Source organism: Hydrocarboniphaga sp. FW305-C-57, from assembly GCF_058783045.1.
In genome coordinates this window covers 60,120-86,053 of sequence record NZ_JBYSYG010000019.1, presented here as the reverse complement: position 1 = coordinate 86,053, position 25,934 = coordinate 60,120, and the positions used below count along the sequence as shown (strand labels likewise).

Here is a 25,934-nt window from a genome sequence, read left to right as displayed (position 1 = left end):
AAACGGCCCATGCTCTCCCGCGGATTCAGATCCAGAGGGTGGTCGGGCTCGTTGGGGGGATAAACATACAAGGGTGGCGCGCAGCGCCGGGTGAGGGAACACATCCCATATCGCAACAAGCCAAAACGATTCCCCACTCCCCCTGGTCCGGCTTCGACGACAAGATCCTGTCGCTGTATGCGCGAGGCATGACCGTGCGCGAGATCCAGCAGCACCTTGAGGAGATGTACGGCGCGGAGGTTTCCCCGGCGCTGATCTCGTCGGTGACCGATGCGGTCGTCGAGGAGGTGAAAGCCTGGCAGGCCCGGCCGCTGGATGCGCTGTACCCGATCGTTTATCTGGACTGCATCCACGTCAAAGTCCGGGACGCCGGCGCGGTCCGGGTCAAGGCGGTCTATCTGGCCATCGGCATCAACCTGTCCGGCGAGAAGGAAGTGCTGGGCCTGTGGATCGCCCAGACCGAAGGTGCGAAGTTCTGGTTGCAGGTCGTCACCGAACTGCGCAACCGCGGCGTACTCGACATCTTCATTGCCTGCGTCGATGGCCTGAAGGGATTTCCTGAGGCCATCGAGGCGGTGTACCCCAAGACGGCCGTCCAGCTGTGCATCGTGCACTTGGTGCGGCACAGCCTGAACTACGTCAGCTGGAAAATGCGCGCCGAAGTGGCTGATGACCTCAAGAGAATCTACAGCTGCGCGACCGTCGATGAGGCCGAGCAGAACCTGGCTGCGTTCGAGCAGAAGTGGGATCACGCCTATCCGCCGATCGGTCAGAGCTGGCGTCGGAGCTGGTCGCGTATCACGCCGTTCTTCGACTACCCGCCGGAGATCCGCAAGGTGATCTACACGACCAATGCCATCGAGTCGGTCAACATGAGTTTGCGCAAGATCACCAAGAACCGTGGATCGTTTCCCAGCGATGAGGCGCTGATCAAACTCTTCTACCTGGCCCTGCGCAACATCAGTCAGCGCTGGACCATGCCGATTCGTGATTGGAAGGCCGCGCTCACCCGATTTACCATCCAGTTCGAAGACCGGATGCCCATCCGTTAACCCACCTGCCGTTTACACAAAAATCCGGACACGCCCGCGCCCAATACAGTCATTGCTAATAATGGTCGACCGACTCATTGAAGTCGCGGCGGAGGTAGATGCAGCCATAAACGGCGACGTCCCTTGATCGCGCCCAACCAGCTGATGCAGCCGACGTCTCTACCGCCGGTAAGTCCCGTTCATCCCTGCCAAGTCGCGCTGAACGGCAGAGCTGCGGCTGATCGCGGGCGTTTAGACCGCAATGACTAAGTGTCGGCTGTGCCTGAGGGAAAGCGACCTTCGGAACTCGCATGTCATCCCCGAGTTCATGTACGAGTCAATGTACGACGAGAAGCATCGGTTTCACGTACTGCATCGAGATCCTTCGGTGCGCAGTTCACTGCTCCAGAAGGGGTTGCGCGAGCCGCTGCTATGCAGTGCCTGCGAACAGCAACTCGGACGGTACGAGAGGTACGTTAGCATCGTTCTCAATGGTGGCATCGAGCTAGAGCATGAGCGGCGCGGCAACATTGCCCATGTCCGCGGCGTCAATTACAAGGAGTTCAGGTTGTTCCAGCTCTCTATTCTTTGGAGAGCAGGCATAAGCTCGCTGGATTTCTTCTGCCAAGTGAACCTCGGACCCCATGAGTCTGTTCTTAGGTCTATGATCCTGGCCGAGGACGTAAGTGGTCCCGATCGATTCCCCTGCCTCGTCGCGGCGATTGTCCACGATGACAAGGTTCAGAAGGACCTCATGATCCAGCCGGTGCCGATCAGAAGCGAAGGTATCGCGGGCTACCGCTTCACCTTTGGCGGTCTCATCTGGGTGTTTCTCGTTGCGAGTCATCGCCATCCCAAGCGCGGTTTCGCCACGTTGTCGTTGGATCCGGCGGGCGAGCTTCGGATTTTGGTGATGCAAATGACGGACGTACCCTTCATCAAGGGCTTTGCCGAAACCCTGGCTGCTCACGGAAAGGTGTAGCGCGGTGCGGTCTAACAGGCTGCACCCGGCGAGGCTTATGTTGGCGCCGGCTTAAGAAGCCATGCGTATACGAGCTTTATAAGGTATCGCTCAAAATCCCGCTGCAATGTGTTGCAGCTAAGCACGCCGCGGTTCCGATTTATCGAGTACTTGCTAGCTGAATTTGTTGTAGTGGTGAGCGGTGTAGGTATGAGAAGCAGCAGGCTTTCGTCTTACGCCAAGGCCAAGACGACGCTCAAGCCGACGTCCCGTCCTCGTCTTGAGCGCCGCACTAACTTCCCTCGCTAGATGCGAGCTTCTTCAACTCCCCAGCAACCGCCCCAAAAACTCATCATCCGACCACTCGTCGAACTCGGTGTCGAGCGGCGCGAATCGCACGACGACGAGTCGCTGAGTCGGCAGCAGATACAGCCGCTGATGGCCGACGCCCGCCGCCATCACCATGTCGTCGGGCGCACGTGGGGCGATCTTGCCCGAGCTGCCGGCGATGCCATCGACCGGGATCTTGTCGATGTTCGGGTCATAGGTTCCGTCGACCGGACGGTTGAGCCACCAGGTGATGCCGTAGCCGAGGTAGGCGGGGTTCTGGTACGTCAGGCAATCGCGCACGCCGCTTGCCGGTAGTACGCGGCGGGTTTCCCAGCTGCCGTTCTGCAGCATCAGCTGGCCATAGAGAGCCCAGGCGCCGGCCGTCATCGTCGCGCCGCCGGCCATCTGCGGATGCCCTTGTGCATCGCGCTGCCAGGTGTCGCCGGCGAGGCCAATCGGCTCGAACACCTTGTCCTGCAGGTAGGCGATCGGATCGGTGTTGTTGCTCGCGCGCTCGAACATCAGCGCAAACGCCTGGAACGCGAGCGGGTCGTAGATGAAGGCCTGGCCTGGCGCATAGTTGGCCGGATCTTCGAGCGCGAGCGCATAGGTATCGAGGTTCGAGACCTGCGCCGGGTTGTAGTCCGGGTTGGTCGACAGCCCGCTTTGCAGGCTCAGCAGATCGAGCACGGTGATGCGCGATTTGTTGGGGTCGCCCTGCCATTCGGTGAGCCGGTCGGCGACGCGCTGGTTGCGGCGCACGAAGCCATCCTGCTCGGCCGCCAGCATGAAGGCGCACGAGAAGCTCTTGGTGCCGCTCGCGAGCACGTGCGCATCGGTGCGATTGAAACGGTTCGCGTAGCGCTGGAACACCACTTGCCCGTCGCGCAGCACCAGCACGGCCTCGCCATCGTGCGACTCCGAATACGCGGCCGCCGAATTGAACCGGGTGGTCTCCTGCACGGTGTTGAGGAGCCGCGGAACATGCACGACGGCCTCGGCCGATTCGGGCGAGGCTTCGCCGTCCCCGTCGATCGTCACGACGGTGATCCGGTAATCGGTGTCGGCAGCCAGCCCGCTCAGGCGGACGCCGGTCGCGGTGGCGGGTTGCTCGCTTCGCACGTCGGACTGGCCGTCCGCGCGGGCGGTGATGCGATAGCGGGCGGCGCCTTCGACCGCGCTCCAGCCGACATCGGCCGCGGAGAGCGCGGGGTTGGCGAACACCTCAGCCGGGGCGTCGGGGGTATGGTCGTAGCTGGCGCCGTTTGAGCAGGCGCCGATCAGCAAGGTGCAAGAGAGCAGCAGCCGCGTCCGTGCGGCTTCGAGGCGCAACGCCATGAGTCGAGTCCTTGAGGGTGCCCCGACCGGATGCCGGGCGCTGAGAGGGCGACCCTAGGTGGATTCGCCTTGCGTTCAGCTTAAGGGGACTTTGTCCCGCAGCGGTTTCCGTATTGAAGGGGCGATCTGTCGGATTTTGGCTCGCCGGTTTCGGTTCAACCCGCGGCCCGGCGCGGCTCGATGGGCTTGGTCTTCCTGGCTTTGTTGATCGGCGTGACGCGCGGGCTGGCCTGGGCCGGACTCTGGTTCAAGTGATCGAGCTCGACCCAGCGGATGATCTCGATGCGGCCGTCCGGCGTTTCGCCGAGCGCGGTGCACGACTCCACCCAGTCGCCGCAGTTGTGGTACGTCACGCCGTGCAGCTCACGAATCTCGGCGTGGTGGATGTGCCCGCAGATCACGCCGTCCAGGCCGCGACGCTTGCATTCGCGCGCGACGCTGTCTTCGTACTCCGAGATGATCGCCACCGCGTTCTTGACACTCTTCTTGGCGAAGGCCGACAGCGACCAATAGCGCATGCCGAGCAGCGCGCGGCCGCGGTTGAACCAGTAGTTGGTGCGCATCGTCGCCTCGTAGGCGAAGTCGCCCGCGAGCGCGATCCAGCGGTGATAGCGCGTGATCACGTCGAACAGGTCGCCATGCGTGACGAGCAGCTCGCGACCGTCGGCGGTGCGGTGGATGTGCTCGTTGACGACGCGGATGTTGCCGATCTCGATGCGGTAGTCGACGAACTTGCGCAGGAACTCGTCGTGGTTGCCGGTGACGTAGATCACCTGGGTGCCGCGCTTGGCCTTGGTGAGCACCTTGCGGATGACGTTGGTGTGTTCCTGCGGCCAGAACCAGCCGTTCTTGAGCTTCCAGCCGTCGACGATGTCGCCGACCAGATACAGCGTGTCGCAATCGTTGTGCTTGAGGAACTCGACCAGGTGTTCGGCCTTGCAGCCGGGCGTGCCGAGGTGAACGTCCGAAATCCACAGCGTGCGGTAGCGGCGAGCGCGATTCTGGTCCTTGGCCATCGCCCTTCTCCTGATGGTGGTCGTGCGCAGTATCCGCAACGGCTGCAACCCGAAGATGACAATGGCGTGGCGCTTTTGTGACACGGCGAGCCCTGAGGATCGCCGCGGCTTCCTACTCCAGCTCGAAGCCCGGCAGGCTCGGCAGGCTGCCTTCGCCCGGAGGCGCGGGCAGCTCGAAGCGGGCCGCCGCGGGCGCGGTGCGATCGACCTTGAGCACGCGCAGACGGTCGCCGAAGCGCAGCAGGCCGAGCCCCTTGCCGTCGAGTTCGCGGGCCAGGCGCTCGCTGCCGGCCGGCGGCTGGATGCCGGCCGATTTCGCCATGCGCGTGCCGAGCTGGTAGAGCGACAGGCTCAGGCCGTGCAGCAGCGTATCGCGCGAGGCGACGACGATTTCTTCGCGCTGCTGCTGGGCGCCGTCGACGTAGCGCAGCCTGTAGCGCTCGCCCGCGATGCCGGCGACGGTCTCCTTCTCGCCGGTCGGTGTCAGCGCGATCAGCTCGCGAATGTCGTCGGTCGGCGCGGGCGTGGGCGGCATCTGGCCCTGGCCCATCTGCGCGATCATGTCGTCGGTGTCGATCACGAGCGGGAAGTTGCCGAACTGCATGACGTTGTAGCTGTTCTGGCCGAGCATCAGCAGATAGGCCTGCGGGTAGGCCTGGCTCGACAGCCGCAGATGCTGCGGATCGGCGAACTCCAGCTGCACGACGATCTCGTTGCCATCCGGATCGTGGGTCTGCAGGACTGCCGATCCACCCGCGGCCCAGGTGGGCAGGTGGATCGAGCACACGGCGGCGAAGACGAAACGGCGTAGCGACAAGCTCATGAGGTGCTCCGATGGCGGCGGACCAGGCGCACGAGGGCGCGGGCGATCCACGGAAACAGCGCGAGCAGCGCGAAGCTGCCGAGCAGGGGCGGAGACAGGACGCCGTGCAGGCTGTCGAGCTGCGAAAGCTGGCTGCCTGCGTTGGCGAACACGAAGGCACCGGGCGCCATGCCGAGCTGGCTGATGAGCCAGAAGCTGCGCATCCGCATTGCCGAGACTCCGAACGAGAGATTGATCAGGAAGAATGGCAGTACCGGTAGCAAACGCAGCGTGAACAGATACAGCGTGCCGTCGCGCGCCAGGCCTTCGTCGATGCGGCGCACCTGCGTCGCGTAGCGCCTCGAAAACCAGCCGCGCAGCAGGTGGCGCGACAGCGCGAAGCCGAAGGTCGCACCGATCGCGCCGGTCGCCGAGGCCACCAGGAAGCCGCCGACGGTTCCGAAAAGCGCGCCCGTGAGCGCGGTGATGATCACCGCGCCCGGCAGCGGCAAGGTTCCGCTCAGCGCATAGGCGAGCAGGAAGCCGAGCACGGTCCAGACCGGATGCTGTTCGCGAAAGGCGACGAACTCGGCCTGCCGCGCCTTGATCGTCTCGAAGCTCAGCGCGTGATGCAGATCGAGCGCGAAGAAAGCGGCGACCACCGCGATGGCGAGCGCCAGGACCAGTGCACGTTTGGGATGCGTCATGTCGAACCGACTTTGCGGCGGTGCAGATAGTTCGCCAGATGCAGCGAAATGAGCGGCAGGGCCTGGCGCAGCATGAGCCGCTGCTGTTCGCTCGGCTGTGTGTTCAGTGCGAACTCGATGACGCCGAGATTCTCGTCCTTGACCCACAGCGGCAGGATGAGCAGATGCGGCGGAGCCGAGCGGCCGGTGCCCGTGCGCACCATCAGGTAATTCGGCGGCAGCTCGGTGAGCTCGATGCCGCGATGCTGGCGCAGGGCTTCGCCGAGCAGGCTGTCACCGAGGCGGAACTGGCGCAACATGAGTTCCCGGGCGAGCCCGTAGCTGCCGATCGGCTGCAGCCAGCCGTCCTCGATGCAGTAGAAGGCGCCGAGCGCCGCGCCGAGCATGGGCGCGAGTTCGGACAGCGTGAGCTCGGTGAAGCTTTCGAGATCCTTGGCCGACTGCATGCGCAGGCTCAGCTCGTAGACCTGCCCGCGAACCTCGCGCAGTTCGCGCTCGGCGCGGGCGAGGGTGGCTTTCTCGTTCTCGACCTGCTGCCGGCGTCTGGTCGCCTGGCGCTGGACACGCAGCACGAAGATCGTCGCGAACAGCAGCAGGATCTGCGAGGCCCAGAATGGCGGCGTCAGCAGAATGTGATGCCAGGTCGTGGACTCGTCGTGGTGATCGAGCGTGATCCACCAGCCGAGGTCGACGAGCGCTCCGCGCAAGTTGGCGATCGAACGCAGCGGCAGCAGCGGACGGAAGTAGGTATCGCGGCGCGCGCCACCGTTGCCGGCGGAGGCCTGCATGCGCTGCCAGAATTCGGGGTCGCGGCGCGCGAGGCTTTCCTCGGTGCCGAGCTGGGCGCCCCAGCGCATCACCGGGTTCGGGTGATAAAGCCAGTAGCCCTGGTCGTCGACGATCGTCCCCTGGCGTCCGCGTTTGTCGAGGATGCGGTGCAGCGATTCGATCAGCTGATTCCCGTCGAGGTTGAGCGCGATGACCATCGCGGCGCGGCCTTCGAGCCGCAGCGGAGTCGACAGCCGCAGCATCGGCTGCGGTGGCTGCACGATCTGGTTGCCCTGCATGTCGAGGTCGAAGCGCGATACGAACACCGAGCCGGCCTCGAGTTTCTGCGCTTCGTCGAAGAAATCGCGCCCGGCCTTGGATTCGAGCTGTGACTGCTCCCTGCGATCGATGCTTCGGCCGCGGCGCTCGAGCTGCAGCAGTTCCATGCCCTGGGCGTCGAAGATGTGCAGCCGGCGGTAGAGCGGCTTCTGTCTCAGCATCGCGGTGAATTCGGCCGCGGACGTGGCGAACTGCGGCTCATGCGGGCTGGCGAGCAGCTCGCGCACCTCGTTGCTGGTGGCCAGGAAGCGCAGGTCGGCGATCGCGTTGGCGAGCGTGGCCGCGAGGTATTGCTCGGCTTCGGCGGCCACCGCGTCGTCGGTGACGCTGCGCTCGGCCAAGGCCTGGGTCTGCTGACGCCAGCCGGCGAGCGACCAAACCAGGGTCAGCAGCGCGGCCATGATCGAAAAGGGAAGTAGCCAGTGGCGCATCAGGCGGGGAAGGTCGGCTCGGCGCGGATCTTGTTGGTGTGGGTCAGGCAGTTTCTGGAGCGATCGAAACTTGTGCCGCGATGCATCGTCCCCATTATGGCCTGACCCTGCCGCTTCTGATTCAGGCGGCAGGTTCGCCCGCTCATCCGCGCTGAGCGACTCACTCGAACCACAGGGAATCGACACGATGGACGCCGCAACGATCGAAGACATCAACCGCCGCCTCGGAGGGCAGCCTCAGGCGCTGGTCGAATGGGCCCTGGCCCTCGATCCGAACGCGGTGGTGACGACGAGCTTCGGGCCGTTCTCGGGCGTGTTGCTGCACCTGGTGACGCAGGCCAGGCCGGACGTGCCGGTGCTGTGGATGGACACCGGCTACAACACGCCGGAGACCTATCGCTACGTCGAGGAGATCTCGCGCAAGCTCGCGCTGAACCTGCAGATCGTCCATCCGTGGCGCTCGCGGGCGCATCGCGAGGCGGTCGAGGGCCCGGTGCCCGGCATCGACGATCCGCGCCACGAGGCGTTTTCGCGCGAAGTGAAGATCGAGCCCTTCGAGCGCGCGCTGACGGCGCTGTCGCCCAAGGTCTGGCTGACCGGCATCCGTGCCGAGGAAACCGCCGAGAGGGCGCGCATGGAGCCGGTGTCGCTGAACCCGGACGGCATCGTCAAGGTGGCCCCGCTGCTCGGCTGGACCGCCAAGCAGCTGCACGAGTACCTGAAGGCTCACGACCTGCCGAACAACTTCGACTACTTCGACCCGACCAAGGTCGACGAGCACCGCGAGTGCGGGCTGCATCTGGCGCATTGAGCGGTCGATCTTGATCCTTCTCCCTCCGGGAGAAGGTGCCCACAGGGCGGATGAGGGACTCGCAGGATCAGCCAAGTTCGGCTACGGCGGCGGATCCCTCTCCCGGAGGGAGAGGGAGTAGAAGGCTGGTGTATCATCCGGCGCCTTTTTTTGCCCTTTCCCAGCCTCACCGCGCCAGCCAGGATCGCTCCATGACCGAGCCGCTCAACAAACGCTCCCAGACCATCACGGCGGGCGTCGCCCGCAGCCCCAATCGCGCCATGCTGCGCGCGGTCGGTTTCAAGGATGGAGACTGGGAGAAGCCCATCGTCGGCGTCGCCAACGGCCATTCGACGATGAACCCCTGCAACGCCGGTCTCGACCCGCTCGCGCATCGCGCCGGCGAGGCGCTCAAGGCGGCGGGCGCGATGCCGCAGAGCTTCGGCTTCCCGACCGTCACCGACGGCATCTCGATGGGCACCGAGGGCATGAAGTTCTCGCTGGTCTCGCGCGAAGTCATCGCCGATTCGATCGAAACCGCCACCCAGAGCCAGTTCCTCGACGGCGTGCTCGCCATCGGCGGCTGCGACAAGAACATGCCGGGCGTGATGATCGCGCTTGCGCGCATGAACGTGCCGGGCCTGTTCTGCTATGGCGGCACCATCAAGCCCGGCAAGTGGAAGGGCCAGGATCTGACCATCGTGTCGTCGTTCGAGGCCGTCGGCTCGTTCGCGGCCGGCAAGATGTCCGAAGAGGACTTCGTCGGCATCGAAAAGAACGCCTGCCCGAGCTTCGGCGCCTGCGGCGGTATGTACACGGCCAACACCATGTCGAGCGCCTTCGAGGCGCTCGGCATGAGCCTGCTCGGCAGCTCGCAGATGGCCAACCCGGACCCCGAGAAGGCCGACAGCGTCGCCCAGTCGGCCAAGGTGCTCGTCAACGCGATCCGCAACAACATCAAGCCGCGCGACATCATCACGCGCCAGAGCATCGAGAACGCCATCGCCCTGGTGATGGCGACCGGCGGCTCGACCAATGCCACGTTGCACTTCCTTGCCATTGCGCATGCGGCCGGCGTGGAGTGGACGCTCGACGATTTCGAGCGCGTGCGGCGCAAGGTGCCGGTGCTCTGCAACCTGAAGCCTTCGGGGCAGTATGTGGCGGTCGACTTCCACCGCGCCGGCGGCGTGCCGCAGGTGCTCAAGATGCTGCTCGTCAACGGCCTGCTGCACGGCGATTGCCTGACGATCACCGGCAAGACCATGGCCGAGGAACTCGCCGGCGTGCCGGACGCGCCGCGCGCCGACCAGGACGTGATCCGTCCGTTCGACAAGCCGCTCTACGCCCAGGGCCACCTCGCCATTCTCAAGGGCAACCTCGCCCCGAACGGCTCGGTCGCCAAGATCACCGGCCTCAAGAATCCGAGCATCACCGGCCCGGCGCGCGTGTTCAATTCCGAGGCCGAGGCGATGGAAGCGATCATGGGCAAGAAGATCGTCGCCGGCGACATCATCGTGATCCGCTATATCGGCCCGCAGGGCGGCCCCGGCATGCCCGAGATGCTCGCCCCGACCGGCGCGATCATCGGCCAGGGCCTCGGCGAGAGCACCGGCTTCATCACCGACGGCCGCTTCTCGGGCGGAACCTGGGGCATGGTGGTCGGCCACGTGGCGCCCGAAGCGTTCGCGGGCGGCCCGATCGCGCTCGTCGAGGAGGGCGACTCGATCACCATCGACGCGCATAAGCAGCTGATCCAGATCAACGTTTCGGACGAAGAGCTGGCCCGCCGCCGCGCCGCCTGGGTGCGGCCGGCCCCGCGCTACACCACCGGCGTGCTCGGCAAGTTCGCGCGCCTGGTCAGCGGGGCGGACACCGGCGCGGTGACCGGCTGAGCACGACGAAGCGGCGGCCGACATGGTCGGCCGCCGCTTCGGGAGAATCGGGAGTCAGGTCGGCATCCCGGCCTGAGGCAGCGGTAGCGGCCAGTCCGGGACCGGCCAGAGACTGCTAGGGGTAGAACGAGTTGATCGATGCGACGGTATGCGCGGTTTCCGGCGCATCGGTGCCGACGCTCTGGACGTAGTCGATGGCCGTATAGACCACCATCAAGCTCCAGACCAGCGCGAGAGCAAAAGAGTTGCAGCAACGGCGTTTGAGCATCTGGTTCATGGTCTCCTCCTACTCCTAGGGCCCGGCGTCGTGCGCCTTGCCTCTGGACTGCATCCAAACTTCTTATGGGACACTGTATATCCCAACTGCTGAACCCGCGCAATCTAATCACCACCGCTGTCGGTTACCGGGCTTTTTGATCCCGCCCGCCGTTCCGGCAACCCACCCACGACGTTTCACGGCGCTGCCCCCATGCAACTACACAACACCTTGACCGGACAGAAGGAAATCTTCACCCCCCAGAATCCGGACCGGGTCACGATGTACGTCTGCGGCCCCACCGTCTACTCGTATGCGCACATCGGCAATTACCGTCCGCCGGTCGTATTCGACACGCTCGCGCGCGTGCTGCGCCGACGCTTCGGGCGCGTCGACTACGCGCGCAACATCACCGACATCGACGACAAGATCAACGCCGCCGCAGTCAAGGAGGGCGTCGATATCCGCGTCATCACCGATCGCTATGCGGCGGCTTACCACGAGGACCTGGCTTCGCTCGGCGTCGAGCCGACCACCTACGAGCCGCGCGTGACCGAGCATCTGCCGCAGATCATTTCGATGATCGAGCGCCTGATCGCGTCGAACCACGCCTACGCCGCCGAAGGCCACGTGCTGTTCCATACGCTGAGCTTTCCGGACTACGGCGCGCTGTCCAAGCGCGACGAGCAGTCGCTGATGGCCGGCGCCCGCGTCGAAGTGGCGCCCTACAAGAAGCACGCGGGCGACTTCGTGCTCTGGAAGCCCTCGTCGGCCGACCAGCCGGGCTGGGACTCGCCCTGGGGTCGCGGCCGTCCGGGCTGGCATATCGAATGCTCGGCGATGTCCGAAGCGGTGCTCGGCCAGACCATCGACATCCACGGCGGCGGCCACGACCTGATCTTCCCGCATCACGAGAACGAGATCGCGCAGAGCACCTGCGCGCACGGCGGGGCGGTCTACGCGCGCTTCTGGCTGCACAACGGCTTCGTGAACGTGAATCACGAGAAGATGAGCAAGTCGCTCGGCAACGTGCTGCTCGTGCGCCAGCTGCTCGAAACGTTGCCGGGGGAGGTCATTCGCCTCGTGCTGCTGACCGGCCACTACCGCCAGCCGCTCGACTGGACCGACGACGTCGCCGCCGATGCGCGCAAGAAGCTCGACCGTCTCTATGGTGCGCTGCGCGATCTCGGCGACGTCGAGCCTGCCGCCGGCGTGACCGCGCCGCAGGGCTTCATCGAAGCGCTCGAAGACGATCTCAACACGCCGATGGCGCTGGCCGAGCTGTTCGAGCTCGTGCGTGCGGCCAACAAGGCCGAGAGCGCCGACGACAAGGCCAGGCTCAAGGCGCAGCTGCTCGACGCCGGCTCGCTGCTCGGCCTGCTCCGGCAATCGCCGCAGGACTGGTTCTCGGCGGCGACGTCGGCTTCGGAGCTGTCGGCCGAGCGCATCGAGCAGCTCATCGCCGATCGCGCTGCGGCGCGCAAGGCGAAGAACTTCGCCGAGTCCGATCGCATTCGCAACGAACTCGCCGAGCAGGGCGTGCTGATCGAAGACGGCGCGCAGGGAACACGCTGGCGTCGCACCTGAATTCCGCGTCACGCCGAAACGAAAAAGCCGGCGCATCGCCGGCTTTTTCGTTGGGGCCTCCGCTGCGACTACTTACGTTCCGCGAGTCTCGCGCTGCTCGAGCAGCTTGCCCTTGTCGTCGACCGTATGCAGGCGCACCGTGAAGCCCCAGAGCCGGGCCAGATGCTTGAGCACTTCGCCAGATTCCTCACCGAGCGGGCGGCCGCGATGGCGACGATGCTGCAAGGTCAGCGAGCGATCGCCGCGATGGTCGTAGCGCACGACCTGGATGTCGGGCACCTGGCCGTCGCGGTTGTACTGTTGCGACAGCAGCTGACGCACGCGGCGATAGCCCTGCTCGTTGTGGATCGAATCGACGACCAGATGCTCGTCCTGCGCGTAGTCCGCGATCGCGAACAAGTGGAAATCACGGATCAGGCGCGGTGACAGGAACTGGCCGATGAAGGACTCGTCCTTGTAATTGCGCATCGCGAAATCGAGCACCTTGAGCCAGTCGCCGCCCGCGATGTCGGGGAACCATTCGTGATCCTCGGCCGTCGGGTTTTCGCAGATACGGCGGATGTCGCTCATCATCGCGAAACCCAGCGCATACGGATTGATGCCGCCGTAGCCGCGCTGATCGAAGCCGCGCTGCGCGACGACGTTGGTATGCGAGGACAGCACTTCGAGCATGAAGCCGTCGTCGACGAGTCCCTTGTCGTAAAGCCGGTTGAGCAAGGTGTAATGCCAGAACGTGGCCCAGCCCTCGTTCATGACCTTGGTCATGCCTTGTGGGTAGAAGTACTGCGCCATCTTGCGCACGATGCGCACGAGCTCGCGCTGCCAGGGCTCCAGCTTCGGTGCGTGCTTCTCGATGAAGTAGAGCAGGTTCTCCTGCGGCTCGGGCGGATAATTGCCGGCCGCCGCGTTCTTGCCCTCTTCGCTTTGGCCACGGCTCGGCAGGGTGCGCCAGATATCGTCGTACTGCTTCCAGGCGTAGTCTTCGCGTTCGCGCTGACGTTCGCGCTCTTCGTCGGCGGAGAGCGGCGCAGGGTGGCGATAGCGATCGACCCCGTGGCTCTGCAGCGCGTGGCAGGAGTCGAGAATCTCCTCGACGGCCGCGTGGCCGTAGCGATCCTCGCACTTCATCACGTAGTTCCGCGCGAACACCATGTAGTCGATGATCGCGTCGGCATTGGTCCACTGCTTGAACAGGTAGTTGCCCTTGAAGAAGGAGTTGTGACCGTAGCAGGCATGCGCGATCACGAGTGCCTGCATCGGCAGGCTGTTCTCCTCCATCAAATAGGCGATGCAGGGGTTGCTGTTGATCACGATCTCGTAGGCGAGACCGCGCTGACCCTTGCGGTACATCTGTTCGTTGCGGATGAACTCCTTGCCGTAGCTCCAGTGCGGATAGCCGATCGGCAGGCCGACCGAGGCGTAGGCGTCGAGCATCTGCTCGGAGGCGATCACCTCGATCTGGTTCGGGAAAATATCGAGCTTGTATTCGTTGAGCGCGATGTCGCCGATCGCCCGGTCATAGCGCTCGATGAGTTCGAACGTCCATTCGGCGCCCGTCGACAGCGGCCCCGCTTCGAGTGCGTTCATCAGGCGGCCTCTTTCTTGAACAGCTCGCGAAGCACCGGATACACCTCCCCGCGATGGGTGACGCTCGACATTGCGAACTTGTCGCTGTCGATACGCTGATAGGCGTAAGACAGCGGACTCGTGCGCATCGGATCGTCCGGTACTTCGATGTAGGCGAAGTAGCGCGAATGCGGCAGCAACTGCTCGGTCAGGCAGGCACGGCTCTTTTCGGGGTCGGCACCGAAAGCGTCACCATCCGAGACCTGGGCGCCGTAGATGTTCCAGGCGTCCGACGGGTAACGCGCCGTCATGATCTCCTGCATGAGCTTGAGCGCCGAGAGCACCACCGTGCCGCCGCTCTGGCGATCGTGGAAGAAGGCGTTCTCGTCCACTTCCTGCGCGTTGTCGGTGTGGCGGATGAAGACGAGTTCCACCTTCTCGTATTTACGCGACAGGAACAGGTACAGCAGCGTGTAGAAGCGCTTGGCTAGATCCTTCTTGTCTTCGGTCATCGAGGCCGAAACGTCCATCAGGCAGAACATCACCGCGCGCGAAATCGGCTGCGGCACCTTCACGCGATGGCGATAGCGCAGATCGAATTCGTCGAGAAACGGAACGCGGTCGATGCGCTTCTGCAGTTCGGCGATCTCATCGTCGGGCGGCACTTCACGCGCCTTGAGTTCGGCGAGCTGCTTCTTGAGCGGGGATTCGAGCGCGATGCGCCTTGCGAGCGCCTGACGCAGCGAGCGCGTCACCGACAGGTTCGCGGGCACGCCGGACGGCGTGTAGCCCGCGCGCTGCATCTTGAACTCGCGCACGTCACCGACGACGTTGCGGATCAGATGCGGCAGCTCCAGATCATCGAAGAACAGATTCATGAATTCTTCGCGCGACAGCGTGAAGGTGAATTCGTCCTCGCTGTTCTCGCTCTGGCCATCACCACCTGAGCCGTTTCCGCCGCCGCCCCCACCACCGTCTGGGCGCTTGAGCTTGTCGCCCGGAGAGAACTGCTTGTTGCCGGGCAGGATCATCTCGCGGTCGCCGCCCTGTCCGTGGTGGAAGGTCGGCTCGGAAATGTCGCGGGTGGGGATTTGAACATCCCCACCGCGATCCATGTCGGTGATCGAGCGCTTGGACACCATGTCGCTCACCGACTTGCGAATCTGCTCCTTGTAACGACGCAGGAAGCGTTCGCGGTTTACAGCACTTTTGTTTCGATCATTCAGACGACGATCGATGACGATCGACATTGAAATCTCCTGGCATTGAGCCTCGCTACGCCGATTTGCGAACCCGCAGATACCACTCGGACAGCAGGCGAACCTGCTTCTCTGTGTAGCCCTTGGACACCATGCGTCCGACGAAGCTGTCGTGCTTCTTCTTGTCCTCGACCGAAGCCTTGGCGTTGAAGGAGATCACCGGCAGCAGCTCCTCGGTGCTCGAGAACATCTTTTTCTCGATCACCTCGCGAAGCTTTTCGTAGCTCGTCCACTTCGGGTTCTTGCCGCCGTGCTGGCTGCGCGCGCGAAGCACGAAGTTCACGATCTCGTTACGGAAGTCCTTCGGGTTGGCGATGCCGGCCGGCTTCTCGATCTTTTCGAGCTCGGTGTTGAGCGAGCCGCGATCGAAAGATTCGCCGGTCTCGGGGTCGCGATAGTCCTCGTTCTGGATCCAGTAATCCGCGAAGGTCACGTAACGATCGAAGATGTTCTGTCCGTACTCGGAGTAGGACTCCAGGTAAGCGGTCTGGATCTCCTTGCCGATGAACTCGGCGTAGCGCGTCGCCAGATAGCCCTTGATGAATTCGAGATAGCGGCGCTGCGTTTCATCCGGCAGCTGCTCGCGCAGGATGCGCTGCTCGAGCACGTACATCAGGTGCACGGGGTTGGCCGCGACTTCGGTCTGGTCGTAGTTGAAGACGGCCGACAGCACCTTGTACGCGAAGCGCGTCGACATGCCGGTCATGCCTTCGTCGATGCCCGCGTAGTCGCGATATTCCTGATAGCTCTTCGCCGCCGGATCGGTGTCCTTGAGCGATTCGCCATCGTAGACGCGCATCTTCGAGAAGATGCTGCTGTTCTCGGGCTCCTTGATGCGCGTGAGCACCGAGAACTGCGACATCATTTCGAGCGTGCCCGGGGCGCAGGGCGCGGCCACGAGCGAGCTGTTCTTGAGCAGCTTGCGGTAGATCTTGACCTCTTCGGACACCTGCAGGCAGTACGGCACCTTCACGATGTAGACGCGATCGAGGAAGGCTTCGTTGTGCTTGTTGTTGCGGAAGCTCTGCCACTCGCTCTCGTTGCTGTGCGCGAGGATCACGCCGTTGAACGGAATCGCCGAGAAGCCTTCGGTGCCCTTGAAGTTGCCTTCCTGCGTCGCCGTCAGCAGCGGATGCAGCATCTTGATCGGCGCCTTGAACATCTCGACGAATTCGAGCAGGCCCTGGTTGGCCTGGCACAGGCCGCCCGAGTAGCTGTAGGCGTCCGGATCGTCCTGGCTGAAGGATTCGAGCTTGCGGATGTCGACCTTGCCGACCAGCGAACTGATGTCCTGGTTGTTCTCGTCGCCCGGCTCGGTCTTGGCGATGGCGGTCTGGCGCAGCACCGACGGCTGGATGCGCACGACGCGGAACTGGCTGATGTCGCCTTCGTACTCGGCGAGGCGCTTGAGCGCCCACGGCGATGCGATGCCCGACAGCACGCGACGCGGAATGCCGTACTCGGCCTCGAGCGAGGGGCCATCGCGGTCCGGGTTGAACAGCCCGAGCGGCGACTCGTTGATCGGCGAGCCCTTGATCGCGTAGATCGGGTAGGCCTCCATGAGCGACTTCAGGCGCTCGGCGATCGACGACTTGCCACCGCCGACCGGGCCGAGCAGGTAGAGCACCTGCTTGCGCTCTTCGAGACCTTGGGCGGCGTGCTTGAAGAAGGCCACCACCTGCGCGATGACGTCTTCCATGCCGAAGAATTCGCGGAACGCCGGATAGCGGCGAATCACGCGATTGGAGAACAGGCGTGAGAGGCGCGGATCGTTGCGCGTATCGATGAGCTCGGGCTCGCCGATGGCCGCGAGCATGCGCTCGGCCGGCGAGGCATACGCGAGCGGATCGTCCTTGCAGAGCTGAAGATATTCCTCCAGCGAGAACTCCTCTTCGCGGCCCTTGAGGTACTGCTCACGAAAACTGTTCAGCAAACCCATGACGTGTCCTCCACTTTGCTGAAGATGAAGCTTGCAAGCTGCAATCGAGTCTTGGACTCAACTGCTGTCTGCAAGCTGTCTACTTCGAAACCATTCGGATGCCACTGATCGATTAGATGCAAGCAACGCGCTCGCATTCGCTTCGACAGCACAGTCGGTAGGAATTCCCCACCAAGCGGTGATATCGACAGAACTGAAGGGGACTGAAAGAGCGCTGGGCGCGTCGCCGGAAGGTGAGCGGCTGCTGGCCTGCGACGGACCCGGAGTGACGCCTCCCGCCGGCCTTGTAACCGGATGCGGGACCGCCTTAGCGGAAGTGTCATCACGATGTCACTTTCGCAGGAAGCATGCCGTTGATGGAAGTGGGTGGATTCGTACTAGACTGAATATCCGTGCCGCAGCCGCTGTCACAAACTCTGCGAAGCCCGTCCCTGCTGCGTTTCGACCGTTCGTCAGCCGATGAAAGTCGCGCGCATCGTTCGACGCGCCGCGCGTCAATTCACCGACGCACGCGGCCTTGTGTAACGAAGCTGCGCAAACGCGCGCGCCTCACTTCACCGATGGCGCAAATGCGCGCAGGCCGTGCCAGAGCAGCCAGATCGACAGCCCTGCGATCAGTGCGCCCCAGAACCAGTACGGCAAGTAGAGCGCCTGCGCGATCTGGCTGGTGTCCGACAGCCCGACGCCTTGCGCCGTGACGGCCTCGCGCATGAACAGATAATCCGCGCGCGAGAACACCGACAGCGCCATCTGCACGCCGACGAAGACGCTGCTGAACTGGGCCAGCCGCGGCGAACCGCGCCGCGAGATCAGCCCGAGCGTCAGCGCGAGCGCGCCGATGAATAGCGCGCCGAACAGATTGCGCGCCCACAGCAGCAGCACGAGCGTGAAGACGACCGCCACCACGCCGAGCGCCCGGCGCGCGCTGCGCGGATGGCGGCCGGCGACGAACAGCGCATAGGCGAACAGCGGAGGGCCGAGCAAGCCGCCGGCCGCGACGGCCGCATGGCGCAGGCGTCCGAAGTCCGACGCGTAGAGCGCCACGCCCGAGGCGTCCGGCCAGATGTAGAGCCCGGCGAACTGCCCGCCGAGGACGAGCGCGGTGAGCCCGTGGCCGAGTTCGTGGACCAGGGTCGACAGCAGCACCAGCGGCCAGCCGAGCAGCCGGCCTTCCGGGAACAGATAGAACAGCAGATAGAGCGCGAAGGTCGCCGCCGAGGCGGCGATCAGCGCGGCCAGGCCGCCGCCGCCGTGCGCCCTCGTCGCCGCGAAGGCCTTCCTGCGCGCCATGTCCCCGCTATCCGCGGTAGTCCGGGTGACAGTGGCAGCTCGTGAGATGGTCGTTGACCACGCCCATGGCCTGCAGATAGGCGTAGATGATGGTCGAGCCCACGAACTTGAAGCCGCGCTTGAGCAGGGCCTTGCTGATGGCGTCCGACAGCTCGGTGCGCGCCGGTACCTGCGACAGGCCCCTGCGGCGGTGGACGATCGGCTCGCCGCCCACCTGTGCCCACAGCCAGTCCGAGAACGGGCCTTCCTCCTCGGCGAAGCGCAGCCAGGCCTGGGCGTTCGTGCGCGTGGCCGCGATCTTGAGCCGGTTGCGCACGATGCCGGGGTTTTGCATCAGCGCTTCGAGCTCCGCGTCAGTGAAGGCGGCGATGCGCTTCGGGTCGAAACCGGCGAACGCGGCGCGGTAGCCCGCGCGCTTGGCGAGGATGGTGCTCCACGACAGTCCGGCCTGGGCGCCCTCGAGGATCAGGAACTCGAACAGCTTGCGCTCGTCCCGACACGGCACGCCCCATTCGGTGTCGTGGTAGTGCTTGTAGGCCTCCGAACCGAGCGACCAGGGGCAGCGTGGCTTGCCGTCGTCGGTCGACGGGGCGGGTGGCTTAGCGGGCAAAGGCGAGCCTCTTGCCGAGAACCTGCGGCAGCACCTGTCCGTTCTGGAAGGCGATCTCGCCGTTGACCCAGGTGGTGTCGATGCGCACCGGCAGCGTCTGGCCTTCGAGCGGCGACCAGCCGCATTTGTAATAGAGATCTTCCTTGCGCACGGTGGTCGGCGCGTCGGTGTCGACCAGCGTGAGGTCGGCCCAATAGCCTTCGCGCAGGTAACCGCGCTCGACCACGCCGAAGCGATCGGCGACCGCGTGGCTGGTCTTGCGGACGAGCGTGTGCAGATCGAGCTCGCCGCGGCGCATGAGCTCGAACAGCATCGGCAGCGCGTGCTGCACGAGCGGCAGGCCGGACGGGGCCTTGAAGTAGGACGGACTGGCCTTCTCTTCGGCCGTGTGCGGCGCGTGATCGGTGGCGATCACGTCGATGCGGTCGGCCATCACGGCCGCGACTAGGGCCTTGCGGTCGGCCGCGGTCTTGATCGCCGGGTTGCACTTGATCAGCGAGCCCAGCGATTCGTAAAAGGATTCGTCGTAGAACAAATGGTGCACGCAGGCTTCGACGGTGATCTGCTTGCCCTTGACCGGCCCCGGCGTGAAGAACTCGAGTTCGCGCGCGGTGGTCAGGTGCAGCACGTGCAGCGAGGTGCCGTGGCGCCTGGCGAGGCCGACGGCGAGCTCGGTGGATTTGTAACAGGCCTCTTCCGAGCGAATGTAGGGATGCCGCGAAACCGGCACCGCGTCGCCCCATTTCTGGCGCGCGGCCTCCTCGTTGATCTTGATCGTCGGTGTGTCTTCGCAGTGCGTGACGATCGGAATCTGTGCACGCGCGAAGATGTCGTCGAGCACCTTGGGGTCGTCGACGAGCATGTTGCCGGTCGAGGCGCCCATGAAAATCTTGATCGCGCAGGCCTCGCCGGGGACCACGCGGGCGATTTCGTCGGCGTTGTCGTTGGCTGCACCGAAATAGAAGGCGAAGTTGGTGCGCGCCTTACCGGTGGCGAGCGTGTACTTGTCGGCCAGGCGCTCGCGCGTGGTCGTGGTCGGGTTGGTATTGGGCATTTCCATCACGCTCGTGATGCCGCCGGCGAGCGCGGCGGACGTCTCGGTCGAGATGTCGCCCTTGTGCGTGAGTCCGGGCTCACGGAAATGCACCTGGTCGTCGATCATGCCGGGAATCAGCAGCTTGCCCTTGGCGTCGACGACGGGTTCGCTGGTGTTGGTGATGGACGAGGCGATCTTCTCGATCCGGCCGTTGCGGATCAGCACATCTCCCTCGAACTCGCGACCTTCGTTGACGATGCGGGCGTTGGTGATGAGCACGGTGGACCTCGGTGTTGACGGATGGCCATCTTGCCTGCGTAGCCCGGGGCTCGCTACCGCTGCGCAGCTCCGGGCGCCGGATCGCAGACCGTACGAGCGGGCGGGTCAGCGTAGCGTCAGGCTCGGCTTCCGACGATTCCGCGCAAACGAATTCGAGCCGCAACAATCTTCAAGAGGAGAACGCGATGGATCGCGCCGAGCCCCGCCGCTCTGGACCGACACACCGGGGACGCATCGTCGGCGCGGTGATCGTCGTCGCGCTGATCGTGCTGGTCGTGCTCTGGGACTGGAACTGGTTCAAGCCGCTGGTCGAGAAGCAGGCCTCGAGTGCGCTCGGCCGGCCGGTGACGCTGCAGCATTTCGACATCGACCTGGGCTGGCATCCCAAGCTGATCGCGGATGGCATCGCCGTCGCCAATCCGCCGGAGTTTCCCGAAGGCAGCCAGCTCGGCTCGGTCCAGCGCCTGGGCGTGCGCGTGAACCCCTGGGTCTGGTTCTCGAACAAGCTGAGCCTCGTCGAAATCGAGATCGAGCGCCCGGTCGGCGATCTCGGCCCCGGGCCGTCCGGCAAGCCGAACTACTTCTTCGAGGCGCTGCAGGCCAAGGACGACGAGCCCAAGTCCGATAAAGAGCCACTGCTCGTCGAGATCCGGCGGCTGATCATCCGCGACGGCGACATCCACATCGTCGAGCCCGGCTTGAAGGCGGACTTCCGGCTCAAGATCAAGACCGAGGAGCGCAAGGACGGCGGCGAGCCGAATCTGCGCGTCGACGCCAAGGGCCGCTACGCGGGCCAGCCGATCGACGGCTACTTTGTCGGCGGCTCGGTGCTCGCGCTGCGCGATCCGGCCCAGCCGTATCCGGTCGAGCTCAAGCTTCGCAATGGCGACACCTCGGTGTCGCTGGTCGGCACCGTGCTCGACCCGATGGCCTTCGGCGGGGCGAACCTCAAGCTCGAATTCGCCGGTGCGAACCTGGCCGACCTGTATCCGTTGACCGGGGTGCCGCTCCCGCCGTCGCCGGCTTACAAGCTGACCGGCAAGTTCGACTACGCCGACGATCGCTTCCGCTTCCGCGACTTCCAGGGCACTTACGGGCAGAGCGACATTTCAGGCGACGCCGCGGTGCTGCCGGCGAGCAAGGGCGGGCGGCGGCAGGTGAACATCGACGCCTACTCAAACAAGGTGCTCTGGAGCGACCTGGCTGGCCTCGTCGGCGGAACGCCCGGCGAGGAGAAGGCTCCGACCGACACGCCCGAGAACAAGGCCGAGCGCGAGAAGAAAGAGAAGAGCGGCAAGCTGCTGCCCGACACGCCGATTTCGCTGCCGCGCATCCGCGCCGCCGATCTCGACGTGAAGTACCGCGTCAAGCGCATCGAAAGCGACATCACGCCGGTCGATACGCTCGAAGGCCATCTCGTGTTGCAGGACGGCTTCATCGAGGTCAAGCCGCTCAAGCTCGGCGTCGGCCAGGGCAGCATCCTCGCGAATCTGCAGCTCGACGGGCGCAAGGACGTGGTGCATACGGTGGCCGACATCGATTTCCGCAAGCTCGACTTCTCGCGCATCGTCGAGAAAATGTCGGTCTTCAAGGGCGCCGGCACGGTGGGCGGCAATGCCCGGCTCGATGCGCGCGGCAACTCGGTCGCGGCGATGCTCGGCAATGGCGACGGAGAGCTGCGACTGTTCATGACCGGCGGCGACATCAGCGCACTGCTCGTGAACCTCGCGGGGCTCGACTTCGGCAACGTGCTCGTCTCGGCGCTTGGCCTGCCGAGCCGGGCCAAGCTCAATTGCATGGTCGCCGACCTCGGCCTCGAAAAAGGTCAGGTCAGGACACGCACGCTGCTCGCCGATACCACCGAAGCCAACGTCGTCGGCAAGGGCGACATCGATCTGAAGAACGAGAACATCGACTACCAGATCCGCACCGAGCCCAAGCGCCTCAACATCGGTTCGCTCGCAGCCCCGATCAACATCAAGGGCCCGCTCGCGAGCCCGAGCATCCGCCCCGAGATCGGCAATCTCGCGGCGCGCGGCGGTGCGGTGGCCCTGCTCGCGACGGTGCTTGGTCCGCTGGCCGCGCTTGTGCCGACGATCCAGCTCGGCCTCGGCGAGGACAACGACTGCGTCGCCCTGCTCAAGGGCATCGACGCGCCGGCGCCGGCCGCCGCCGCGCCTCCCGCCAAGGGCAAGAAGCAGTAGGCGCATGCGGTCGCCGGTGGCTCGGAGACTGTTCTGAAAGGGTCTTCGAACCCAGGCACAATCGACGCATAACGAGGCCGGCGTCGACTGGCGTACCAAGTGGGGGAAAGCCGCATGGAATGGCTGTTAGGGCTCGCCGATTGGCAGGCCATCGGTGCCGATGTGCGCGAGAACTGGCCGCTGTACCTTTCGCTGCCGATCGTGAGCGCGGCGATCGGCTACCTTACCAAGGTCGTCGCGATCCAGATGATGTTCAAGCCGATCGAATTCATCGGTATCAGGCCGTTCTTCGGCTGGCAGGGTATCGTGCCGCGCAAGGCCGAGAAGATGGCGAGCACGGCGGTCGACATCCTGACCACGCAGCTGATTTCGATGCGCGACATGTTCAACCGGCTCGATCCGCAGCGAGTCGCGCAGGAGATCGAGCAGCCGCTGATGATCGCGATGGAGCGCATCAGCGAGGAGATCGCCGAGCGCTACAAGCCCGGCATCTGGTACGCGCTGCCGGACTTCGCCAAGCGCCGCATCGTCGAGCGCGTGAAGGACGACGTGCCGGTGACGGTCGAGCGCATCATGAGCGAGCTGCGCGAGCACATCGACGAGCTGTTCGACGTGAAGCACATGATCGTCGGCAACCTCGTGCGCGACAAGCATCTGCTCAATCGCATCTTCTGGGAGACCGGCAGGCGCGAGTTCAAGTTCTTCGGCACCGCCGGCTTCTACTTCGGCCTCGTGCTCGGCTTCTGGCAGATGGTGGCCTGGATCTTCTTCAAGGAGCCGTGGATTCTGCCGGCCTTCGGATTGTTCGTCGGCCTGACGAGTGATTGGCTCGCGCTGCAGATGCTGTTCCGTCCGCTGCGTCCGCGTCGCGTGTTCGGCCTGCAGGTGCAGGGTTTGTTCCTGTCGCGTCAGCAGCAGGTCGCGCACGATTACGGCCAGCTCATCGCCGACCAGCTGCTGACGCCGCAGAAACTCTGGGAAGGCCTGTTGACCGGCCCGCTGTCGGATCGTCTGACGGAAGTCTTGCAGCGACACATCAAGCATGCGGTCGACGAGCAGTCCGGATTCGCCAAGCCGTTCGTGGCGTTCGCGGTCGGCTCGCGCAACTACGTCGAGATGAAGCAGGCGATCGCCGAAGCCCTGCTGCGCGAAGTGCCCGCCGCGATCCAGCATCTGAACAGCTACGCCGAAAACGCGCTCGACATCCGCAACACGCTCGTGACGAAGCTGCAGGTGCTCAAGCCCGAAGAATTCGAGAACATGCTGCGTCCGGTATTCAAGGAAGACGAGTGGATTCTGATCGCGGTCGGTGCCGCGCTCGGCTTTCTCGTCGGAGAGCTGCAGGTCTTCGTGATGCTGCACTGAAAGCGCAGCATCGTCGAATCAGCCCAGATCGCCCCACAAGGCCTGCATCGCCGACATCGCGGCGACGCCCGCGGTTTCGGTGCGCAGTACGCGCGGGCCGAGTTTCACCGCCGTCCAGCCGCTGCGCTGCGCGAGCGCGATTTCGGCGTCGCTGAGTCCGCCTTCGGGGCCGACGAGCAGGCAGGCCGAAGCGGCCTTTGGCAGATCGCGCAGCGCCGATTGCGCGGTCGGCGCGAGCGTCAGCCGCAATTCGTGTGCGGGCGGCTGCGCGAGCCAGCTATCGAGCCTGAGCACCGGATACAGCGTCGGCAGCCGCGTGCGGCCGGATTGCTCGCAGGCCGAGACGATCACGCCGCGCCAGTGTTCGAGCTTCTTTTCCCAGCGCTCCGCATCGAGCTTGACGACGGTGCGTTCGGTCAGCAGCGGCTGAATCTCGCTGACGCCGAGTTCGACGGCCTTCTGCAGTGTGTAATCCATGCGATCGCCTTTCGACACCGCCTGCGCGAGCGACAGGCGCAAGGGCGATTCGCGATCGACCGTGATGCGCGTACCGATGCGCACCTGGGCCGAGCGCTTGCCGATCGTGAGCAGGCTCGCTTCGAATTCGTCGCCGCTGCCGTCGAACAGCCGCGCGCTGTCGCCGACGCGTGCGCGCAGCACCTGCACCCAGTGACGGAACGCGTCTTCGGGCAGGTCGAGTTCCTGCCCTTCGGTCAATGCGGAACTGACGTAGAAGCGGCTCATCGATAAAGCTCAGCGGTCGCGTGTGGCGATCTCGATGCCCTCGATCGCGGTCTTGGCCATCAGCGCGACTTCTTCGGTCGTCGTCACGTAGGGCGGCATGAAGTAGACGACGTTGCCGAGCGGGCGCAGCAGCACGCCCTTTTCGAGCGCGTGCTGATACACGCGCAGCCCGCGGCGCTCGTGTGCCGGATAGGCCTCGCGCTTGCGTGGATTCTTCGCGAGTTCGATCGCGAGGATCAAACCCTGCTGGCGCACTTCGGCGACATGCGGATGGCTCACGAGTTCGGATACGCGCATCCACATCAGGTGTCCGAGTTCGCGATTGCGCGCGAGCCAGTTTTCACTCTCGAATACTTCGAGCGTGGCAAGCGCGGCGGCGCAGGCGAGCGGATTGCCGGTGTAGCTATGCGAATGCAGGAAGGCCTTGTACGAGGCGTAGTCGTCGTAGAAGGCCTCATAGATCGCATTCGTGGTCATGACCGCCGCGAGCGGCAAGGTGCCGCCGGTCAGGCCCTTCGACAGGCACATGAAATCGCCTCTGATGGGCCGCGGCGTCCGCGAGCTGACTTTCGCCCAGTCGCTCGCCCACATCATGCCGGTGCGGCCGAAGCCGGTCGCGATCTCGTCGACGATCAGGTGCACGCCGTGGCGCGTGCAGGCTTCGCGCAGCATCGTCAGATAGATCGGGTGATACATGCGCATGCCGCCCGCGCATTGCACGAGCGGCTCGACGATGACGGCCGCGGTGTCCTTCGCGTGCGTCTCGAGCGCGAGTTCCATGTGCGCGAACATGCGTCGCGAATGATCCTCCCACGAGGTTCCGGGCGCGCGATCGAAGCAGTCGGGCGAGGGCACGAACACGGGCTGCATGAGCAGCGGCGAATACGAATCGCGATAGAGCCCGGTATCACCGACCGCGAGCGCGCCGAGCGTTTCGCCGTGATAGCCGTTGCTCAGCGAGATGAAGCGTGTCTTCTCGGGCTTGCCGGTGTTGCGCCAGTAATGCGCGCTCATCTTGAGCGCCACTTCGACCGCAGCGCTGCCATTGTCGGCGTAGAAGCAGCGATCGAGCTGCGTGAGCTCGCAGAGCTTTTCGGCAAGCTTCACTGCGGGCTCGTGCGTGAAGCCCGCGAAGATCACGTGGTCGAGCGTGTCGAGCTGCTGCTTGATGCGCTGGACGATGGTCGGATGGCGGTGGCCGAAGATGTTGGTCCACCACGAACTCACCGCATCGAGATAACGCTTGCCGTCGGTGCCCGTGAGCCAGGCGCCTTCAGCCGAGGCGATCGGGATCATCGGCAGCCACTCGTGATCCTTCATCTGCGTGCACGGATGCCAGACGTGATCGAGCGTGCGCTGGCGTAGATCGGAGGAAGCGGTCATTCAAGATTCCA

21 protein-coding genes are annotated in these 25,934 nt (G+C 64.6%); 7 read left to right on the top strand and 14 right to left on the bottom strand.

Features of this window, described 5'->3' with window-relative positions:
* Positions 1–1,052 (top strand): IS256 family transposase (locus AC3WUM_RS24390; protein ID WP_492413819.1); only part of this gene is annotated, 1,052 nt, incomplete at its 5' end.
* A gap of 319 nt (positions 1,053–1,371) precedes the next feature.
* The gene (locus tag AC3WUM_RS24385) at positions 1,372–2,013 is read left to right on the top strand and encodes a hypothetical protein (protein WP_492413817.1); all 642 of its coding nucleotides are present in this window, start codon (positions 1,372–1,374) and stop codon (positions 2,011–2,013) included.
* Positions 2,014–2,313: 300 nt separating this feature from the next.
* Here AC3WUM_RS24385 and AC3WUM_RS24380 read toward each other — a convergent pair whose 3' ends face one another.
* From AC3WUM_RS24380 to AC3WUM_RS24360, 5 genes are all read right to left on the bottom strand, one after another.
* Complete coding sequence (locus AC3WUM_RS24380; protein WP_492413815.1) at positions 2,314–3,660, bottom strand: serine hydrolase; 1,347 nt, start codon at positions 3,658–3,660, stop codon at positions 2,314–2,316.
* A gap of 155 nt (positions 3,661–3,815) precedes the next feature.
* Entirely contained in the window at positions 3,816–4,676 is an 861-nt protein-coding gene (locus AC3WUM_RS24375; RefSeq protein WP_492413813.1) for a UDP-2,3-diacylglucosamine diphosphatase, read from the bottom strand.
* Between the two features lie 112 nt (positions 4,677–4,788).
* Entirely contained in the window at positions 4,789–5,499 is a 711-nt protein-coding gene (locus AC3WUM_RS24370) for a hypothetical protein (protein WP_492413811.1), read from the bottom strand.
* Positions 5,496–6,185: a TVP38/TMEM64 family protein gene (locus tag AC3WUM_RS24365; RefSeq protein WP_492413809.1), complete on the bottom strand. Its 690-nt coding sequence runs from the start codon at positions 6,183–6,185 to the stop codon at positions 5,496–5,498. Before AC3WUM_RS24365 ends, AC3WUM_RS24370 begins: the two co-directional genes overlap by 4 nt.
* Positions 6,182–7,693: a GAF domain-containing protein gene (locus AC3WUM_RS24360; protein WP_492413807.1), complete on the bottom strand. Its 1,512-nt coding sequence runs from the start codon at positions 7,691–7,693 to the stop codon at positions 6,182–6,184. Before AC3WUM_RS24360 ends, AC3WUM_RS24365 begins: the two co-directional genes overlap by 4 nt.
* 217 nt (positions 7,694–7,910) lie before the next feature.
* Here AC3WUM_RS24360 and AC3WUM_RS24355 point away from each other — a divergent pair, with 217 nt between their 5' ends.
* Positions 7,911–8,534 carry a phosphoadenosine phosphosulfate reductase domain-containing protein gene (locus AC3WUM_RS24355; RefSeq protein ID WP_492413805.1) on the top strand — a complete coding sequence of 208 codons (624 nt, stop codon included), beginning with the start codon at positions 7,911–7,913 and terminating at the stop codon, positions 8,532–8,534.
* A 191-nt stretch (positions 8,535–8,725) separates the two neighbouring features.
* Complete coding sequence (gene ilvD / locus AC3WUM_RS24350) at positions 8,726–10,405, top strand: dihydroxy-acid dehydratase (RefSeq protein ID WP_492413803.1); 1,680 nt, start codon at positions 8,726–8,728, stop codon at positions 10,403–10,405.
* A 115-nt stretch (positions 10,406–10,520) separates the two neighbouring features.
* Here the strand turns inward: ilvD and AC3WUM_RS24345 are convergent, their stop codons facing one another.
* Positions 10,521–10,682, bottom strand: a complete 162-nt coding sequence (locus AC3WUM_RS24345; protein ID WP_492413801.1) for a hypothetical protein — start codon at positions 10,680–10,682, stop codon at positions 10,521–10,523.
* 192 nt (positions 10,683–10,874) lie between these two features.
* On the opposite strand from AC3WUM_RS24345, the gene cysS reads away from it, so the two are divergent.
* Complete coding sequence (gene cysS, locus AC3WUM_RS24340) at positions 10,875–12,248, top strand: cysteine--tRNA ligase (RefSeq protein ID WP_492413799.1); 1,374 nt, start codon at positions 10,875–10,877, stop codon at positions 12,246–12,248.
* 72 nt (positions 12,249–12,320) lie between these two features.
* On the opposite strand, the gene AC3WUM_RS24335 is transcribed toward cysS, so the two are convergent.
* The 6 genes from AC3WUM_RS24335 to AC3WUM_RS24310 form a co-directional block, all read right to left on the bottom strand.
* Complete coding sequence (locus tag AC3WUM_RS24335) at positions 12,321–13,835, bottom strand: SpoVR family protein (protein ID WP_492413797.1); 1,515 nt, start codon at positions 13,833–13,835, stop codon at positions 12,321–12,323.
* Complete coding sequence (locus tag AC3WUM_RS24330) at positions 13,835–15,064, bottom strand: YeaH/YhbH family protein (protein ID WP_492413795.1); 1,230 nt, start codon at positions 15,062–15,064, stop codon at positions 13,835–13,837. The genes AC3WUM_RS24335 and AC3WUM_RS24330 overlap by 1 nt, the downstream gene beginning before the upstream one ends.
* 25 nt (positions 15,065–15,089) lie before the next feature.
* Positions 15,090–17,012, bottom strand: a complete 1,923-nt coding sequence (locus AC3WUM_RS24325) for a PrkA family serine protein kinase (RefSeq protein ID WP_492413793.1) — start codon at positions 17,010–17,012, stop codon at positions 15,090–15,092.
* Positions 17,013–17,561: 549 nt separating this feature from the next.
* The gene (locus tag AC3WUM_RS24320; RefSeq protein ID WP_492413791.1) at positions 17,562–18,302 is read right to left on the bottom strand and encodes a M50 family metallopeptidase; all 741 of its coding nucleotides are present in this window, start codon (positions 18,300–18,302) and stop codon (positions 17,562–17,564) included.
* Between the two features lie 7 nt (positions 18,303–18,309).
* Positions 18,310–18,912, bottom strand: coding sequence for a DNA-3-methyladenine glycosylase I (locus tag AC3WUM_RS24315; RefSeq protein ID WP_492413790.1), 603 nt, complete (start codon positions 18,910–18,912; stop codon positions 18,310–18,312).
* On the bottom strand, positions 18,902–20,227 hold the full coding sequence (locus AC3WUM_RS24310; RefSeq protein WP_492413788.1) for a dihydroorotase: 1,326 nt from the start codon (positions 20,225–20,227) through the stop codon (positions 18,902–18,904). The genes AC3WUM_RS24315 and AC3WUM_RS24310 overlap by 11 nt, the downstream gene beginning before the upstream one ends.
* A gap of 185 nt (positions 20,228–20,412) precedes the next feature.
* On the opposite strand from AC3WUM_RS24310, the gene AC3WUM_RS24305 reads away from it, so the two are divergent.
* Both AC3WUM_RS24305 and AC3WUM_RS24300 read left to right on the top strand, forming a co-directional pair.
* A complete protein-coding gene (locus AC3WUM_RS24305; RefSeq protein WP_492413786.1) occupies positions 20,413–22,431 on the top strand; it encodes an AsmA family protein in 2,019 nt (672 codons plus the stop codon).
* 114 nt (positions 22,432–22,545) lie between these two features.
* Positions 22,546–23,796, top strand: coding sequence for a DUF445 domain-containing protein (locus AC3WUM_RS24300; RefSeq protein ID WP_492413784.1), 1,251 nt, complete (start codon positions 22,546–22,548; stop codon positions 23,794–23,796).
* 18 nt (positions 23,797–23,814) lie between these two features.
* Here the strand turns inward: AC3WUM_RS24300 and AC3WUM_RS24295 are convergent, their stop codons facing one another.
* Together AC3WUM_RS24295 and AC3WUM_RS24290 are read right to left on the bottom strand one after the other, a co-directional pair.
* Complete coding sequence (locus AC3WUM_RS24295) at positions 23,815–24,540, bottom strand: 16S rRNA (uracil(1498)-N(3))-methyltransferase (RefSeq protein WP_492413782.1); 726 nt, start codon at positions 24,538–24,540, stop codon at positions 23,815–23,817.
* A gap of 9 nt (positions 24,541–24,549) precedes the next feature.
* On the bottom strand, positions 24,550–25,923 hold the full coding sequence (locus AC3WUM_RS24290) for an adenosylmethionine--8-amino-7-oxononanoate transaminase (protein ID WP_492413780.1): 1,374 nt from the start codon (positions 25,921–25,923) through the stop codon (positions 24,550–24,552).
* Positions 25,924–25,934 lie beyond the last annotated feature (11 nt).